The 16,106-nt window shown below is 65.9% G+C and carries 16 protein-coding genes; 11 read left to right on the plus strand and 5 right to left on the minus strand.

Annotated features, from left to right (window positions below):
- The first annotated feature begins 84 nt into the window (after positions 1-84).
- From AC1DS0_RS13220 to AC1DS0_RS13240, 5 genes are all read left to right on the plus strand, one after another.
- Complete coding sequence (locus AC1DS0_RS13220) at positions 85-1,455, plus strand: ABC transporter substrate-binding protein (RefSeq protein ID WP_476814836.1); 1,371 nt, start codon at positions 85-87, stop codon at positions 1,453-1,455.
- A 107-nt stretch (positions 1,456-1,562) separates the two neighbouring features.
- A complete protein-coding gene (locus AC1DS0_RS13225; RefSeq protein WP_152016670.1) occupies positions 1,563-2,450 on the plus strand; it encodes a carbohydrate ABC transporter permease in 888 nt (295 codons plus the stop codon).
- A complete protein-coding gene (locus AC1DS0_RS13230) occupies positions 2,450-3,286 on the plus strand; it encodes a carbohydrate ABC transporter permease (protein WP_244543815.1) in 837 nt (278 codons plus the stop codon). The genes AC1DS0_RS13225 and AC1DS0_RS13230 overlap by 1 nt, the downstream gene beginning before the upstream one ends.
- Positions 3,287-3,413: 127 nt before the next feature.
- Positions 3,414-4,397, plus strand: a complete 984-nt coding sequence (gene tal / locus AC1DS0_RS13235) for a transaldolase (protein ID WP_476814789.1) — start codon at positions 3,414-3,416, stop codon at positions 4,395-4,397.
- Positions 4,394-5,110, plus strand: coding sequence for an SDR family NAD(P)-dependent oxidoreductase (locus AC1DS0_RS13240; RefSeq protein WP_476814790.1), 717 nt, complete (start codon positions 4,394-4,396; stop codon positions 5,108-5,110). The genes tal and AC1DS0_RS13240 overlap by 4 nt, the downstream gene beginning before the upstream one ends.
- On the opposite strand, the gene AC1DS0_RS13245 is transcribed toward AC1DS0_RS13240, so the two are convergent.
- On the minus strand, positions 5,104-5,619 hold the full coding sequence (locus tag AC1DS0_RS13245) for a hypothetical protein (RefSeq protein WP_476814791.1): 516 nt from the start codon (positions 5,617-5,619) through the stop codon (positions 5,104-5,106). The two genes, AC1DS0_RS13240 and AC1DS0_RS13245, sit on opposite strands and share 7 nt — an antisense overlap.
- Positions 5,620-5,877: 258 nt before the next feature.
- Between AC1DS0_RS13245 and AC1DS0_RS13250 the strand changes: the two genes are divergently transcribed.
- On the plus strand, positions 5,878-6,444 hold the full coding sequence (locus AC1DS0_RS13250; protein WP_476814792.1) for a YceI family protein: 567 nt from the start codon (positions 5,878-5,880) through the stop codon (positions 6,442-6,444).
- A 41-nt stretch (positions 6,445-6,485) separates the two neighbouring features.
- Entirely contained in the window at positions 6,486-7,040 is a 555-nt protein-coding gene (locus tag AC1DS0_RS13255; protein WP_476814793.1) for a cytochrome b, read from the plus strand.
- Here AC1DS0_RS13255 and AC1DS0_RS13260 read toward each other — a convergent pair.
- Positions 7,025-8,710 carry a thiamine pyrophosphate-binding protein gene (locus AC1DS0_RS13260; protein WP_476814837.1) on the minus strand — a complete coding sequence of 562 codons (1,686 nt, stop codon included), beginning with the start codon at positions 8,708-8,710 and terminating at the stop codon, positions 7,025-7,027. The two genes, AC1DS0_RS13255 and AC1DS0_RS13260, sit on opposite strands and share 16 nt — an antisense overlap.
- 47 nt (positions 8,711-8,757) lie before the next feature.
- On the opposite strand from AC1DS0_RS13260, the gene AC1DS0_RS13265 reads away from it, so the two are divergent.
- Together AC1DS0_RS13265 and AC1DS0_RS13270 are read left to right on the plus strand one after the other, a co-directional pair.
- Positions 8,758-9,000 carry a type II toxin-antitoxin system Phd/YefM family antitoxin gene (locus AC1DS0_RS13265; protein ID WP_476814794.1) on the plus strand — a complete coding sequence of 81 codons (243 nt, stop codon included), beginning with the start codon at positions 8,758-8,760 and terminating at the stop codon, positions 8,998-9,000.
- Positions 8,997-9,383, plus strand: a complete 387-nt coding sequence (locus AC1DS0_RS13270; protein ID WP_476814795.1) for a type II toxin-antitoxin system VapC family toxin — start codon at positions 8,997-8,999, stop codon at positions 9,381-9,383. Before AC1DS0_RS13265 ends, AC1DS0_RS13270 begins: the two co-directional genes overlap by 4 nt.
- Before the next feature lie 9 nt (positions 9,384-9,392).
- On the opposite strand, the gene AC1DS0_RS13275 is transcribed toward AC1DS0_RS13270, so the two are convergent.
- The 3 genes from AC1DS0_RS13275 to amaB all read right to left on the minus strand — a co-directional run bounded on the left by AC1DS0_RS13275 (position 9,393) and on the right by amaB (position 13,462).
- Positions 9,393-10,577, minus strand: a complete 1,185-nt coding sequence (locus AC1DS0_RS13275; protein WP_476814796.1) for a CaiB/BaiF CoA transferase family protein — start codon at positions 10,575-10,577, stop codon at positions 9,393-9,395.
- A gap of 121 nt (positions 10,578-10,698) precedes the next feature.
- Positions 10,699-11,916, minus strand: a complete 1,218-nt coding sequence (locus tag AC1DS0_RS13280; RefSeq protein ID WP_476814797.1) for an acyl-CoA dehydrogenase — start codon at positions 11,914-11,916, stop codon at positions 10,699-10,701.
- Positions 11,917-11,938: 22 nt separating this feature from the next.
- On the minus strand, positions 11,939-13,462 hold the full coding sequence (amaB, locus tag AC1DS0_RS13285; RefSeq protein ID WP_476814798.1) for an L-piperidine-6-carboxylate dehydrogenase: 1,524 nt from the start codon (positions 13,460-13,462) through the stop codon (positions 11,939-11,941).
- Between the two features lie 253 nt (positions 13,463-13,715).
- Here amaB and AC1DS0_RS13290 point away from each other — a divergent pair, with 253 nt between their 5' ends.
- Positions 13,716-14,630: a LysR family transcriptional regulator gene (locus AC1DS0_RS13290; RefSeq protein ID WP_476814799.1), complete on the plus strand. Its 915-nt coding sequence runs from the start codon at positions 13,716-13,718 to the stop codon at positions 14,628-14,630.
- Positions 14,631-14,875: 245 nt separating this feature from the next.
- Complete coding sequence (locus AC1DS0_RS13295) at positions 14,876-16,096, plus strand: NAD(P)/FAD-dependent oxidoreductase (RefSeq protein ID WP_476814800.1); 1,221 nt, start codon at positions 14,876-14,878, stop codon at positions 16,094-16,096.
- The last annotated feature ends 10 nt before the right edge of the window (positions 16,097-16,106 follow it).

A 16,106-nucleotide genomic window follows, 5' to 3' on the forward strand; every position in this document is an offset into this window, starting at 1 on the left:
CATGGCTCATCGACTAGTGTTTATGAGGAGCAGGACAAAAAAGCTCAATCTAAACGTTTTAAATGGGAGGATACCATGAAATTCGTGCGTTCTCTGGCTGCCGGCGCAGCCTTGGCCGCAATCGCCGCCGGCTGGTCCGGAGCGGCGCTTGCCCAGGAGACGGTGACCGTCTGGTTCACCAAGGGCTTCTACAAGGGCGAGGACGACGCGCTGCTCGCCGTCGTAGACAAGTTCCAGAAGGCGACCGGCGTCAAGGTCGACCTCTCCCTTTATGCGACCGAGGACTGCGTTACCAAGTCGGTCGGCGCCGTCCAGGCGGGCACGCCGCCGGATGTCGGATTCTGCACCACCTATGACTTCCGCACCACCGGGCAGTGGGCCTTCGAGGGCAAGCTCGAGGACGTCACCGACGCACTGGAGCCGCTCAAGGCGCAGCTCCAGCCGCAGGCGCTGGCGACGACCTTCCTGATGAACGGCAAGACCGGCAAGAAGGCCTATTACGCCTTCCCGATCCAGCAGCAGATGATGCACATCACCTACTGGAAGGACATGCTGGAAGAGGCCGGCTTCAAGGAAAGCGACATCCCGAAGGGCTGGGACGGCTATTGGGACTTCTGGTGCGACAAGGTCCAGGGCGCGCTGCGCGCCAAGGGCAAGCGCATCTACGCCGTCGGCCATCCGATGGGCGTCGCCGCCTCGGACACCTTCTATTCCTTCCTGACCTTCGCCAACGCCCACAATGCCAAGGTCGTCGACGAGGACGGCAAGATCGTGCTCGACCAGCCGGCCAACAAGGCGGCGATGATCAAGGCGGTGAAGGACTACGCCAACATCTCCCAGCGTGGCTGTACGCCGCCCTCCTCGGTGAACTGGCTCGACCCCGACAACAACGTCGCCTTCCACAACCGCACGACGGTGCTGACCCACAACGCCACGATCTCGATCGCGGCCAAGCATCTCGACGACATGAACAACCAGGCGCTCACCCAGGAGCAGCGCGACCAGGCCAAGAAGAACTATTACGACAACATCCGCACGGCCGAGTTCCCGAACAAGCCGGACGGCTCGCCGATGACCAACCTCGCCGCAGTCAAGACCGCCGTCGTCTTCGCCGACGGCAAGAACAAGAAGCGCGGCAAGGAATTCATGGCCTTCATGATGAAGGACGAGAACCTGCGTCCCTTCGTCGAGGGCTCGGTCGGCCGCTGGTTCCCGACCACGGTCGAGGCCGCCAAGGCCGAGTTCTGGACGGGCGCGGATCCGCACCGCAAGATCGTCTACAAGCAGTACACGGATGGCACCACGCCGTTCCAGTTCGTCTACAACTACAAGTTCACCACGGTGAACGCCGAGAACGTCTGGGCCAAGGCGGTCAACCGCGTGCTGGTCGACAAGGCCACGCCGGAGCAGGCGGTCGACGAGATGATCGCCCGCATCAAGCAGATCGCCGGCTGACGCCGGCATAAGGCAAGCCGACAAACACGGCATCCCGCAGCGCAACCTCGCTGCGGGATGCCGACCCGTCTTCGACGGCGGGGCGCGTCTCGAGGGAGAACACTAGAATGACCACGGCAGCGATGGCTCCCCCAGCAACCGCTTCGAGCGATGCAACCTCCGGACAGGCGCGCGACCGCGTGTTCTGGGGTGTGCTCATGCTCGCACCCTATCTTCTCGTCTTCGCTGTGATGGTGGTCTATCCGGTTGCCTACGGCCTCTGGCTGGGCCTCAACTGGCAGTCCTACAAGGCGCTCTTCGCCGATCCGATCTTCGTTCGCACGCTGGTCAACACCGTCGTCTTCCTGTTCATCGCGGTGAACCTGAAGTTCATCATCGCGATGTTCCTCTCGGGCTTCTTCGTCCAGCAGCGTGCCTGGGTGCGTTTCATGCTGGTGCTGTTCATCCTGCCCTGGGCGGTGCCTTCGATCCCGACCATCCTGTCCTTCCGGGTGATGCTCAACCCTGAGAACGGCATGATCAACCAGCAGCTTTTCCACTGGTTCGGCATCGTCGAGGGCCCCGGCTGGCTGACCGATCCGACGCTCGCCTTCGCCTCCTCGATCATGGTCCATATCTGGAAGTCGCTGCCGTTCTGGACGCTGATCCTTGTCACCGGCCGGCTCGCCATCGCGCAGGACCTTTATGAGGCGGCCAGCGTCGACGGCGCCAATAAATGGCAACAGTTCCGCTTCATCACCTGGCCGTCGCTGGCGACGCTCTACGTCACCTCGACCCTGCTCTCGATGATCTGGACGCTGGGTGACTTCAACAGCGTCTATCTGCTCACCGGCGGTGGTCCGGGCGATCTCAACCACGTGCTGGCGACGCTCGGCATCCGCTATATGCGCAACAACAATCTCGACCTCGGCATCGCCTCGATCATCTGCGCGATGCCGCTGATCCTGCCCATGGTCTGGTTCATGGTGAAGCGTCTCTCGAAGGGAGCCGAATGATGAAAAAGGTTCTCGACGAGGGCAAACTGATCCTGATCGCCATTCCCGTGCTGATCTGGACGCTGCTGCCGATCTACCATCTCTTCGTGCTGTCGATCTCGACGCAGGAATCGATGCTCGCCGGCAAGCTCTGGCCGGAGAAGCCGACGTTGCAGAACTTCCAGATCGTCTTCAACCAGCAGCACTACTACCTGACGAATTTCTGGCTGCAGCTGTTCAACAGCTTCATGATCGCGATCGCGACCGGGCTGCTCACGCTGTTCATCGCGACCTGCGCTGCCTTCGCCATCTCGCGGCTGAAGGCGCCGGGCGGCCGCTCGATCATGAACTTCGCGCTGGCGACCTATCTGATCCCGGCCGCCTTCCTCGCCATCCCCATGTACAAGGCGATGGGCACGTTCGGGCTGCTCAACACCCGCGTCGCGCTGATCCTCGCCATGGTGGCGCTGGCTTCGCCCTATGCGATCTGGGTGCTGAAGCAGGCCTCCGACAAGCTGCCGAAGGAGCTCGACGAAGCCGCGATCATGGATGGCGCCAACTCGCTGCAGCTCTTCCGGCTGGTCTATCTGCCGCTGATGAAGCCCTCGATGGTGGTGATCGGCATCTACGCGCTGCTGCTCGCCTGGAACGAGTATCTCTACGCCTTCCTGCTGCTCTCCAGCGAAAAGGCGGTGCCGCTCGCAGTCGGCCTCGGGCTCTTCCTCTCGGCCGATGATGCGCCCTGGAACCTCTTGATGACGGCCGGCCTGATCTACGCCATCCCGCCAGCGGTGATCTATTACGGCTTCCGCAAGAACATGGTCACTGGCCTGACCGCAGGTGCGGTGAAGAGCTGACGAAAGCATCGACGAAGCGACCCGGCCGGGGCTGGTGCAGGGCCGGGTTGCTTCGCTTTCGCTCGCAATGACGGTCGGCAGGCTTCATATTGATGGCAGACCGACAGCAACCCATACGGATGACGTGATGACCGCCTCCAAGCTCGACCAGCTCCGCGCCATGACCACCGTGGTCGCCGACACCGGCGACATTGAGGCCGTGCGCCGCCTCAAGCCGGTCGACTGCACCACCAATCCGACGCTGCTGCTGAAAGCGGTGGAGACGCCGGCCTATGCCGGTCTCGTCGAGGAGGCGATCGCCTGGGGCAAGCGCCAGGGCGGTGCGGGTGTGGTCGAGGCGGTCTGCGACCGGCTGGCCGTCACCTTCGGCACCGAATTGACCAAGATCGTGCCCGGCCGGGTCTCGACCGAGGTCGATGCCGATCTCTCCTTCGACACGGAAGCCACGATCGCCAAGGCGCGCGCCATCATCGCTGCCTACAAGGAACGCGGCGTCGGGCGCGAGCGCATCCTGATCAAGGTCGCCTCGACCTGGGAGGGCATCCAGGCTGCTCGTGTCCTCCAGGCCGAGGGCATCGACTGCAACCTGACCCTGCTCTTCGCTTTGCCGCAGGCGGTCGCGGCCGCCGATGCCAAGGCCTTCCTGATCTCGCCCTTCGTCGGCCGCATCCTCGACTGGCATGTGAAGGCCGGCGGCGGTCCCTACACCGCCGAGACCGATCCCGGCGTCGTCTCGGTGAAGAGCATCTACGCTTATTACAAGGCGTTCGGGATCAAGACCGTGGTCATGGGCGCCTCCTTCCGCAACACCGGCGAAATCGAGGAACTGGCTGGCTGCGACCGGCTGACGATCGGCCCGGGCCTGCTCGACGAACTCGCTGGCGCGACCGGCAACCTCCCGCGCAAATTGTCGCCGGCAGCCTCGCCGCAAGTCGCATCCCCCGGAGGGGCCAAGAAGATCACGCTCGACGAGAAGGCCTTCCGCTTCGCCATGAACGAGGACCCGATGGCGACCGAGAAGCTCGCCGAGGGCATTCGCGGCTTCGTCAAGGACCTTCGCAGCCTGCGCAAGCTCGTCGCCGCCAAGCTCGACGAGGCCAAGGCGGCGTGAGCCCGGCGGATTCGGCGAAGGTCGCCGTCGTCACCGGCGGTGCCAAGGGCATCGGCCGTGCCGTCTGCGAGCGATTGGCGTTGGACGGCTTCCTTCCGGTCGTTTGGGATCTGAAGGAGGGCGAGGGCGGTCACGCCTTCGTCGCTTGCGATGTCACCGACGAGGCGCAGGTCGCGGCCGCGCTCGACCGGACGGAGCGCGAGCACGGGCCGATCGCGGTGCTCGTCAACAATGCCGGACTGACCGGCCCCTCGACCACGCTCGCCGAAACGCCGCTGGCGCAATGGCAGAAGGTCCAGGCGGTCAACCTGACCGGCACCTTCCTCTGCTCGCGTGTTGTCGCGGCCGTAATGGCGCTGCGCGGTCATGGCCGCATCGTCAACATCGCCTCGCTAGCCGGCAAGGAGGGCACGCCGACGCTCTCGGCCTACAGCGCCGCCAAGGCCGGCGTGATCGCGCTGACCAAGGCCCATGGCAAGGAACTCGCCGGCACCGGTGTGCTGGTCAATGCGGTGGCGCCGGCTGCGATCGAGACCGAATTGCTGCAGCAGATGAGCGCCGAGACGGTCGCGACCATGATCGGCAAGAGCCCGCTGAAGCGGCTTGGCACCGTCGATGAGCTGGCGGAGCTGGTCGCCTGGCTCGCCAGCGAGAAATGCAGCTTCTCGACTGGCGCCGTCTTCGATCTCTCGGGCGGCCGCGCGACTTACTGAGCCTGCGCGGTGGCGCCGAGATCCGCCTTCGTCGCCAGCACTGGGACGACCGGCGCGGTGATGGACGGCGTGAAATAAGCCCGTCCACCCGCAGCCGCGGCTTCGAGGGTCTGCTGCTGAAGCTTGGGCAGACGTCTGGTGTCGTCGAGCGCCGTGAACTGACTGGTCGCGTGCTCTGTGGATTTCTGCCCGTCGAAGACGACGATGCCGCTGCGGGTGACCACAATGTCGCCCTTCCGCAGCGTGGGATCGCGCAGATACCAGTAGGCATCGCTGGCCGGGTCGAGCTTGACCGTGGGCTCCGCCGGCCTTGTATTCACCGGGCGCGGTTTGCTGGGCTTCGGCCTGATCGCCGGACCGTCCGGAATGCCGACTGCGGCCGGCGGGGTCGGATTGCCGAAGATCGCCCGGGTGAGATCGTCGAGGAAGCCGGCAGCCTGTGCCTGCGGCGCCATCGCGAATCCGATTGTGCCGGCAATGCCGAGCACCAGGATCACCCGTCGTGTCATGGCCGAACCTCCTGTTCCTGCACTGCCCGGTTGCGTCGCGCTTGTTCGCGTTAGCGCTGCAATCGACCGGATCATGCACCCGCATCTCTCAAACGAGGCGCGCGCGGGAAAGTTCGATCTCTCCGTTGCATCACCATTGCGCCGGGCCCCAGGCCGGCGGTTGCGACCGCTGCGTACACGATTGCGCGCGTGCTCTGGCGGGCGTTGCGGTGCGGGTCTAGACATCCGGTCTCGTCCACGCAGGCTGGGCCGGCAATCATGGCGATCCGTTCGTTCCTCGCGCTGCTTCTCTCCGCCGCCCTCGCGACGGCGGTATCCGCCGAGCCCTCAGGCACGCTGCGGCAGGGTTCGGGCGAAGTCTCCTTCACCGCCAAGCGCTTCGGCGTGCCGACCGCGTCGGGCATCTTCGACCATGTCGAGGGCGCCATTTCCCTCGATTTCGACCACCCCGAGCGCAGCCGCATAAGGATGACGATCGAGACGGTCTCGCTCCACACCGGCACCGCTTTGGTCGACGGCTTCATCAAGGGCGAGAGCATGCTCGATGTCGGCCACTATCCGACGGCGAGCTTCGTCTCCGAGCAGGTCAGCCGGGTCGATGGTCGCAGCCTCGTAATCCGCGGCCGGCTGACGATCCGCGGCGCCACGCAACCGGTGGATGTCAGCGCGGTCGCCGAGCGCGATCCAGCAGGGTTGCGCCCCGGCGAGCGACTGCCCTTCCGCGCGACCACCGGCTTCTCGCGCAACGCCTTCGCCATCGGGCGCGACGTCAATATCGTCGACGATCAGGTCGATCTGGCGATCCGCGGCGAGATCCTGCGCTGAACAGTGCTTTTCATGGCAGGTGAGAGGCGGGGACTTTGGCGATGCGCCCGAGACGCTGGCATCCCCTGATCATCGCGCTGCACTGGCTGACGCTGGCGCTGATCCTCGTGCAGTTCGGGCTCGCTCAAGTGATGCGCGACGAGACCCGCGATCTCATCAGCCGCTTCCAGCTCTACCAATGGCACAAATCCATCGGGCTCAGCGTCGCGGCGCTCGTCCTCCTGCGCCTCGTCTTGCGGTTGGCCCTGCCGGAGCCGCAATCGCTCACCATGCCGGCCTGGCAAGCCCTAGCCGCGGCAATCGTCCGGGCCGGGCTCTATCTTTGCCTGCTCACGCTGCCGCTGACCGGCCTGCTGATGGTCTCGGCCGCACCGATCCAGATCCCGACCTTGTTCTTCGGCTGGATCGCCGTGCCGCACCCGATCGGCCCGGACAAGGCCGTCTACGAGGCGATGCTACGCCTGCACGAGGCGCTCTTCACTACCCTGGCCGCACTCGCTGCGATCCATGCCGGCGCGGCCCTCCTCCATCAGTTCGTGCTGAAGGACGGGCTGATGCGCCGGATGTGGTTCGGCGGCTCTCAGCCCTTGCCCTGAGATGCAAACGCCTCGGCGCGGATGGTCGATAGCGATTTCGCCGGGGTGATTGCCTCGGGGTCGAGCAGGCAGTGGATGATCGCCGGCTTGCCGCTGGCGACGGCGCGCTCGAAAGCCGGAGCGAACTCCTCCGTCGTCTCGACCCGCTCGCCATGGCCGCCGAAGGCCTTGGCATAGGCGGCGAAATCCGGGTTCTTCAGCGTCGTCGCCGAGACGCGGCCGGGATAGTGCTTCTCCTGGTGCATGCGGATGGTGCCGTACATGCCGTTGTCGACGACGATGACGATCACCGGCAGGTCGTATTGCACCGCAGTCGCGAAATCCTGGCCGTTCATCAGGAAGCAGCCATCGCCGGCAAAGGCGATCACAGTCCGCTCAGGGAAGATCCGCTTGGCGCCGATCGCCGCCGGCACGCCATAGCCCATCGAGCCCGAGGTCGGCGCGAGCTGCGTCGCGAACTTGGTGAAGCGATGGAAACGGTGCACCCAGGTCGCGTAATTGCCGGCGCCGTTGCACATGATCGCGTCGGCCGGGATGTTGCGGCGCAGCCAGGTCACCATCTCGCCGGGATGGAACTTGCCGGGCACCGGCGCCGGCTGCTCGCTCCAAGCGAGATAGGCGTCATGCGCCTCGGTGCCCGCGCCTGCCCACGGGATCACCTGCGGCGGATGGACCGTCTCGAGCGCGGCGCAGAAGGCGGTTGGCGAGGCGTTGATCGCCAGCTCCGGCCGGTAGACGCGGCCGAGCTCTTCCGGATCGGGATGGACATGCACCAGCGGCCGGCCCGGATTGGGAATGCCGAACAGGGTGTAGGACTGGCTCGGCATCTCCGAGAGACGCCCGCCGACCAGCAGGACGAGGTCGCTGTCCTGGATGCGCTTCAGCAGTTTCGGATTGGGGCCGATGCCGAGATCGCCGGCGAAGTTCGCGTGGTCGGCCGGGAACAGCATCTGCCGGCGGAACGAGACCGCAACCGGCAGGTCGAAACGCTCGGCGAAGCGCTGGAAGCGTGCGATCGCCTGCGAGTCCCAGCGCGAGCCGGCGAGGATTGCGATCGGCGCCTTCGCCGCCCAGAGCCGCTTCTGCAGGTCGATCGTCTGCGAGAGCGAGGGGTGCGTCTCGGTGACCTGGTAGGGCTGTGCGTCGGCGACGTCGGCGAGGTCGGTCAGCACGTCTTCCGGCAGCGCGATCACCACCGGGCCGGGCCGGCCGGCGGTCGCGACATGGAAGGCGCGGCTGATGATCTCGGGGATGCGGGTGGCATCGTCGATCTCGGTCGCCCACTTCGTCATCGTGCCGAAGACGGCGCGGTAGTCGAGTTCCTGAAAGGCCTCGCGCTCGCGCATGCCGCGCTCGATCTGGCCGACGAACAGGATCATCGGCGTCGAGTCCTGGTCGGCGATATGGATGCCTGGCGAGGCATTGGTCGCGCCGGGGCCGCGCGTGACGAAGCAGATGCCGGGCTTGCCGGTCAGCTTGCCGGCAGCTTCCGCCATCATCGCCGCGCCACCCTCGGCCCGGCAGATCGTGACCTTCATGTCGGCATCGTGCAGCGCATCGAGCACGGCAAGATAGCTCTCGCCGGGTACGCAGAAGGCGTCGGTCGCGCCATGGATCAGGAGTTGGTCGACGAGGATCTGCCCGCCTGTGCGAGGTCCGGTCATTGAAATATCCGCCCTAATTAGCTAAGTTGGTCAGGTTGAACGAGGAGGCGGCGATGACGCGCGTCACCATCCATGAAGCCAAGACAAATCTCTCGCGCCTGATCGAGCAAGTCGAGAAGGGCGGCGAGGTCGTGATCTCGCGCCGCGACAAGCCGGTGGCGCGGCTAGTGCCGATCGAGACGGCGCGACCCGAGCGCAAACCGGGGCGGTTCAAGGGCCAGTTCGAGGTTGGGCCGGAATTCTTCGAGCCGCTTCCCGAGGAGGAGTTACGGCTCTGGGAGGGCCATGGCGATTGAGGCTGCTGCTCGATACCTCGACCTTGCTCTGGTTCTGGCTTGGAGGCCGGACGTTGAGCAAGCCGGTCATGAACGCGATCACCGATCGTAATCACCAGATCTACGTCAGTCCGATCTCGGCGATGGAGATTGCGACCAAGCACCGGGTCGGAAAGCTGCCAGGGGTGGAAAACGTCCTCGCGACATTCGACGAGGCGCTGCAAGCGGACGGATTTCAGTCGCTTCCGCTTCTGAATTTGCACGCCCGCCTGGCAGGCTCTATTCCGGGCGAACATCGTGATCCCTTCGACCGCCTGCTGGCCGCGCAGGCTATTCTCGATGACCTGCTTATGGTCTCGTCGGATACCGCCTTCGATGCGCTCGGCGCCCGCCGCATGTGGTGAGCCGGCCATTCAGCCGCCTCCGCCCCAGGCCGGGTCGTTCAGGATCTCGTCTTCATGTTCGCCGAGGCGCGGGCTCGGCCGGTTCGCGACCTGCCTGACGCCGTCGAGCACGATCGGCGAGGCGACGGTCGGGGTCGAGCCTGCCCTGGCCGCCGGATTCGGCAGGTCGACGCGCACACCGCGGGCCTGAACCTGCGGATCGGCGAAGACCTCCTCGATCGTATTGATCGGGCCGGCCGGCACGCCGACAGCCTCGAGCTTGGCCAAAAGGTCGAGCTTGGCGAAGCGACTGGTCAGCGCATTGAGGCGCGCCGTCAGGGCAACGCGGTTGGCGACGCGCGAGCGGTTGTCGATGTAGTCGGGCTCAGCCGCAAAGCCGGCGTCGCCGACGGCCTCGCAGAGCTTGCGCCACTGCCCGTCATTGCCGGTGGCGATGATGATGTGCCCGTCCGCCACCGGGAACACGTCGTAGGGCACGATGTTGGGATGGGCGTTGCCGAGGCGCTGCGGCGCCTTGCCGGAGGTGAGATAGTTCATCGCCTGGTTGCCGAGCACGGCGACCTGCGCATCGAGCAGCGCCATGTCGAGCACTGCGCCTTCGCCTGTCGTATCGCGCCGGCGCAATGCGGCGAGGATACCGGTGGTGGCATAGAGACCGGTATAGATGTCGGCGACGGCATAGCCGGCCTTCATCGGTGCGCCATCAGGCTCGCCGGTGACCGACATCGGCCCGCCCATACCCTGGACCAGGAAGTCGTAGCCGGCGCGCGGCGCATAGGGGCCGTCCTGGCCGAAACCGGTGACCGAGCAGTAGATCAATCGCGGATAGGCCTTGCGCATCGAGGCCGCGTCGAGCCCGTATTTGACGAGCCCGCCGACCTTGAAGTTCTCGATCACCACGTCGGCACGGGCGGCGAGGCGATGCACCAGCGCCTGGCCCTCTGCCGTGCGGAAATCGGCGGTGATGGAGCGCTTGCCGCGATTGGCCGAGTGGAAATAGGCGGCCGAGAGATGCTCGTCGCCTGTGCCCTCGACGAAGGGCGGGCCCCATTTGCGGGTGTCGTCGCCCTCGGGCGCCTCGACCTTGACGACATCGGCGCCGAGATCGGCGAGGAGCTGGCCGATCCAGGGCCCGGCAAGGATGCGCGCCAGTTCGAGGACGCGCAGGCCGGCAAGGGGAGGGGCTGAAGTCATAGTGGAATCCACACCGTCGTCCCGGCCGCAGCGAAGCGGAGAGCCGGGACCCATGCCGGAACGGTTCAGGCATGGATCCCGGGTCGAGCTGCGCTCGCCCGGGACGACCCGAGAGGAAGGATCAGAAGAACGCCTGCAGCCCGGTGACGGCCCGGCCGAGGATCAGCGCATGGACGTCGTGCGTGCCCTCATAGGTGTTGACCGTCTCGAGGTTCGCCGCATGGCGCATGACATGGTACTCGATCGAGATGCCGTTGCCGCCGTGCATGTCGCGGGCCTGGCGGGCGATGTCGAGCGCCTTGCCGCAATTGTTGCGCTTCACGAGCGAGATCATCTCCGGCGCCATCTGACCAGCGTCGAGCAGGCGACCGACGCGCAGCGAGCCCTGCAGGCCGAGCGTGATCTCGGTCACCATGTCGGCGAGCTTCTTCTGGTAGAGCTGCGTCTGGGCGAGGGGCTTGTTGAACTGCTTGCGGTCGAGCCCGTATTGGCGGGCGCGGTGGAAGCAGTCCTCGGCGGCGCCCATCGCGCCCCAGGAGATGCCGTAGCGGGCGCGGTTGAGGCAGCCGAACGGGCCCTTAAGCCCCGAGACGTTCGGCAGCAGGTTCTCTTCCGGCACGATTACGCCGTCGATCACCACTTCGCCGGTGATCGAGGCGCGCAGCGAGAGCTTGCCGCCAATCTTCGGCGCCGAGAGGCCCCTCATGCCCTTTTCGAGGATGAAGCCGCGGATCTGGTTGTCATGCGCGGCCGACTTCGCCCAGATGACGAAGACGTCGGCGATCGGCGAGTTCGAGATCCACATCTTGGAGCCGGTCAGCTTGTAGCCGTCGGCGACCTTCTCGGCCCTTGTCTTCATGCCGCCGGGATCGGAGCCGGCATCCGGCTCGGTCAGGCCGAAGCAGCCGACCCATTCGCCCGAGGCGAGCTTGGGCAGGTACTTCTTGCGCTGGTTCTCGTCGCCATAGGCGTAGATCGGGTACATCACCAGCGAGGACTGCACCGACATCATCGAGCGATAGCCGGAGTCGATGCGCTCGACCTCGCGGGCAACGAGGCCATAGGAGACGTAGTTGGCGCCGGCGCAGCCATACTCTTCCGGCACGGTGACACCGAGCAGGCCGAGCTCGCCCATCTCGTTGAAGATGCCGCGCTCGGTCTTCTCCTCGAGATAGGCATCAGCCACGCGCGGCATCAGCTTTTCCTGCGCATAGTCGCGCGCGGTGTCGCGGATCAGCCGCTCATCCTCGTTGAGCTGGTCGTCGAGCAGGAAAGGGTCCTGCCAGTTGAACTCGGCCAGCTTGTGGCTATGGGCGGTCTTGCGCGCAGCTTCGGCCATGATGCTCTCCCCTTGATCTTGATCACGCATCCACGTCGAAGCTGACGCCCTGCGCCAGCGGCAGCGTGGTGCCGTAGTTCAGCGTATTGGTGGCGCGGCGCATATAGGCCTTCCAGGCGTCCGAGCCGGCTTCGCGGCCACCGCCGGTCTCCTTCTCGCCACCGAAGGCGCCGCCGATTTCGGCGCCGGACGGGCCGATATTGACGTTGGCGATGCCGCAATCCGAGCCCTCGCCGGATACGAAGGTCTCGGCCTCGCGCATGTCGAGGGTGAAGATCGAGGAGGACAGGCCGGCGCCGACCGCGTTCTGCAGCGAAATCGCCTCGGCCAGCGTCTTGTACTTCATCACATAGAGGATCGGCGCGAAGGTCTCGCGCTCGACCGGGCCGCACTGGCTGGGCATCTCGACCAGGGCCGGGCGGACGTAGAAGCCGCCGGAACCGACATCGACCTTCTCGCCGCCATGGACCTTGCCGCCCTCGGCCTTGGCCTCGGACAGCGCCTTCTGCATGCCCTGATAGGCGGCCTCGTCGACCAGCGGGCCGACCAGGATGCCGGCTTCGCGCGGATCGCCGATCTTCACGGAGCCGTAGACCTTGGCGAGCTTCGGCACGAGCTGGTCGTAGACGCTCTCATGCACGATCAGGCGACGCAAAGTGGTGCAGCGCTGACCGGCCGTGCCCATGGCGGCGAAGGCGATACCGCGCAGGGCGATGTCGAGATCGGCCGAAGGCGCGACGATCGCGGCATTGTTGCCGCCGAGTTCGAGAATGGCGCGGGCGAAGCGGGCGGCGAGCTTCTGGCCGACCTCCTTGCCCATTCGGGTCGAGCCGGTGGCGGAGACGATGGGAACGCGATGGTCCTGCACCAGGATGTCGCCGAGCTCGCGGCCGCCGATCAGGATCTCCGACAGGCCGATCGGCGCCTCGGGCCCGAAGCGCTTCATCGTCTTCAGGGTGATCGCCTGCACGGCAAGCGCGGTCAGCGGGGTCTTCTCCGACGGCTTCCAGACGACGCTGTCGCCGCAGACGAAGGCGAGCGCCGCATTCCACGACCAGACCGCGACCGGGAAATTGAAGGCCGAGATCACGCCGACGACGCCGACCGGGTGCCACGTCTCCATCATGCGATGGTTCGGGCGCTCGGTCGCGATGGTGAGACCATAGAGCTGGCGCGACAAGCCGACCGCGAAGTCGCAGATATCGATCATCTCCTGGACCTCGCCGAGGCCCTCGGAGGTGACCTTGCCAGCTTCCAGGGTCACCAGCAGGCCGAGATCGGCCTTGTGGGTGCGCAGTTCCTCGCCGAGCAGGCGGACGAACTCGCCGCGCCGCGGTGCCGGTACCTTGCGCCAGGCGAGGTAGGCGGACTGGGCCCGGCCGATCGCGGCCTCTGCTTCCGCAGGCGAGGTCTCGCGCAACGTCGCGACCGTCTCGCCGGTGATCGGCGAGCGGGCGCTGAGGCCGGCGCCGGCATAGGCGCTCTCGGGCACGCCGAGGCGCTTCAGCAAGGCGAGGGCGTCATTGGGAAGGGAGGTCGTCATCATCAGCCTATCTTCTGCGGCCCACACGGTATCCGCGCGGAGCTGTTGAAATGCCGCGTCGTCCCGGACGCAGCGAAGCCGAGATCCGGGATCCATGCCTGAGCGCCATAAGGGAAGGCTCAGGCATGGATCCCGGGTCTCCCTTTGGTCGCCCGGGATGACGGTTGGTGGAAGGCCACCAATTCAACAGCGACAATGCCCTCTTCCAGCCGCTCTCCGCAATCGATATGTTCTCACGACTTGATGAGTTGAGATCATGACATCGGAGATCGTTCCCGGCCGCCTCTCGGTACCCTCGCTCTCGGCGCTCGCCGCCTTCGAGGCGGCGGCGCGCCATGGCAGCTTCACCCGCGCGGCCGAGGAGCTCAACCTGACGCAAGGCGCCGTCAGCCGCCAGATCGCGCTGCTCGAGCAGAGCCTCGGGCTGAAGCTGTTCGAGCGCGTCAAGAAGCGCGTCAGCCTGACGCCGGCCGGCGGCGCCTATGCCGCCGAGGTCCGCGACGGGCTCTCGCGATTGGCTGCGGCGACGCTCTCCGCCATGGCCTTCCGCGGTGGCGCCGGCCTGCTCCATCTCGCCATCCTGCCGACCTTCGGCACGCGCTGGCTGATCCCGCGTTTGCCGCGCTTCACCGAAGCTCATCCCGGCGTCACCATCAATTTCTCGACCAAGCTGGTGCCCTTCGACTTTGCCCATGATGCCGCCGACGCCGCCATCCATTTCGGGCTCCCGGTCTGGCCCGGCGCGCGGCTGCACCGTCTGATGGGCGAGGAAGTCGTGCCCGTCGCTGCCCCGGCGCTGGTGGCGCAGGCTGGTATCAGGGAGGCCGCGGACCTCTTGCGTCAGCCCTTGCTGCAGCAATCGACCCGGCCGCGGGCCTGGGCCAACTGGCTGGAGCAGCAGGGCCTTCCGCCGGAGCGGGCGCTGATGGGGCCGCGCTTCGAGCAGTTCGCCATGGTGGCGCAGGCGGCGGTGGCCGGGCTCGGCGTCGCCATCGTGCCGCGTATCCTGGTCGAGGAGGAGTTGCGCTCGGGCGCGCTGGTCATTCCGGTCGATCGGCCGGTGCGAGGGCCGGAGGGCTATTACCTCGTCTATCCCGAGGCCAAGGCGAGCCTGCCGTCAGTGGTCGCCTTCCGTGATTGGCTCGTCGGGGAATGCGAGGGGTTGAACTGACCGGCAGCCGTCTTTCCGGGGCGTTGCGAAGCAACGAGCCCGGAACCCAGAACCGCGATCGAAGGTCGTGAAGGCACAGGCGACGACAGGCTTCTTCGGGTAAGACGTCGGTTCTGGGTTCCAGGCTCAGGCCTTCGGCCTGCCCCGGAATGACGGGACGTCCCAAAATCTACCCTCTCGACAAGCGCCGGTTGTGGCGTCATTCATGCGCTGAGATCACGAACCATCGCTTGCGCAGGTCACTCATGTCTTCCGCTTCAGCCTCGGCCGACATCGTCATCGTGGGGGGCGCCGCGATCGGCTCCTCCGTCGCCTATCACCTCGCCAGCGATCCCGGCTTCAAGGGCAAGGTGATCGTCGTCGAGAAGGATCCGACCTATCGGCTCTCGGCCTCGGCCCTCTCGGCGGCCTCCATTCGCCAGCAGTTCTCCAGCGCGGTGAACATTCGCGTCTCACTCTTCGGCATCGAGTTTTTGCGCAATATCGGTCAGCATCTCTCGGTCGATGGCGAGGCGCCGTCGATCGATCTGCACGAGGGCGGTTATCTCTACGTAGCCAGCGACGAGGGTCGTAAGGTTCTTGAGCAAAATCAAATGCTTCAGCAGCAGGAAGGCGCCGATGTCGCGCTTTATGCTGCAGAAATGCTGCGCAGCAAATTCAGCTGGCTGAACACGTCGGATCTCCTCTGCGGCACCTATGGCGTCAGCGGCGAGGGCTGGTTCGACGGCTGGGCCCTGCTGCAGGCCTTCCGCAAGAAGGCGCGCTCGCTCGGCGTCGAATATCGCCAGGGCGAAGTAGCCGCTTACGTCGTCGAAGGCGGCCGCGTCACCGGCGTCGAGCTGGCGGATGGCAGCCGCATCGCCTGTGCTGCCGCGGTCAACGCCTCCGGCACCCATGGTGCCAGGCTCGCGGCGACCGCCGGCGTCGCCATCCCCGTGAAGTCGATGAAACGCTATGTCTACAGCTTCACCTGCAAGGGCGAGGTCGACAATTGCCCGCTGCTGATCGACACCTCCGGCGCCTATGTCCGCCCTGAGGGCAAGCGCGGCAATGAGGGCCAGATGTTCATCTGCGGCTCCTCGCCGCCGGAGGAACTCGACCGCGAGTGGGTCGAGACCGACGCCGATGTCGAGGATGTCGACTGGTCCTTCTTCGAGGAATATGTCTGGGCGCCGCTTGCCCATCGCGTGCCCGCCTTCGAGGCGATCAAGCCCGGCCGCGCCTGGGCGGGCCCCTATGACATGAACGGCCTTGACGGCAATGCCATCCTTGGCCCCGCCGTCGGCGTGCCCAATCTCTACCTCGCCAACGGCTTCTCCGGCCACGGCCTGCAGCAATCGCCGGCGGTCGGCCGTGGTCTCGCCGAGCATATCGTCAACGGTCGTTACCTTACGCTCGACCTCGCCGATCTCGGCCATGAGCGCATCGTCGCCGGCACGCCGCTGCGCGAGGCGAACATCATCTGATCGAAGGGAG

It is taken from the genome of Allobosea sp. P4_H5 (assembly GCF_056400825.1).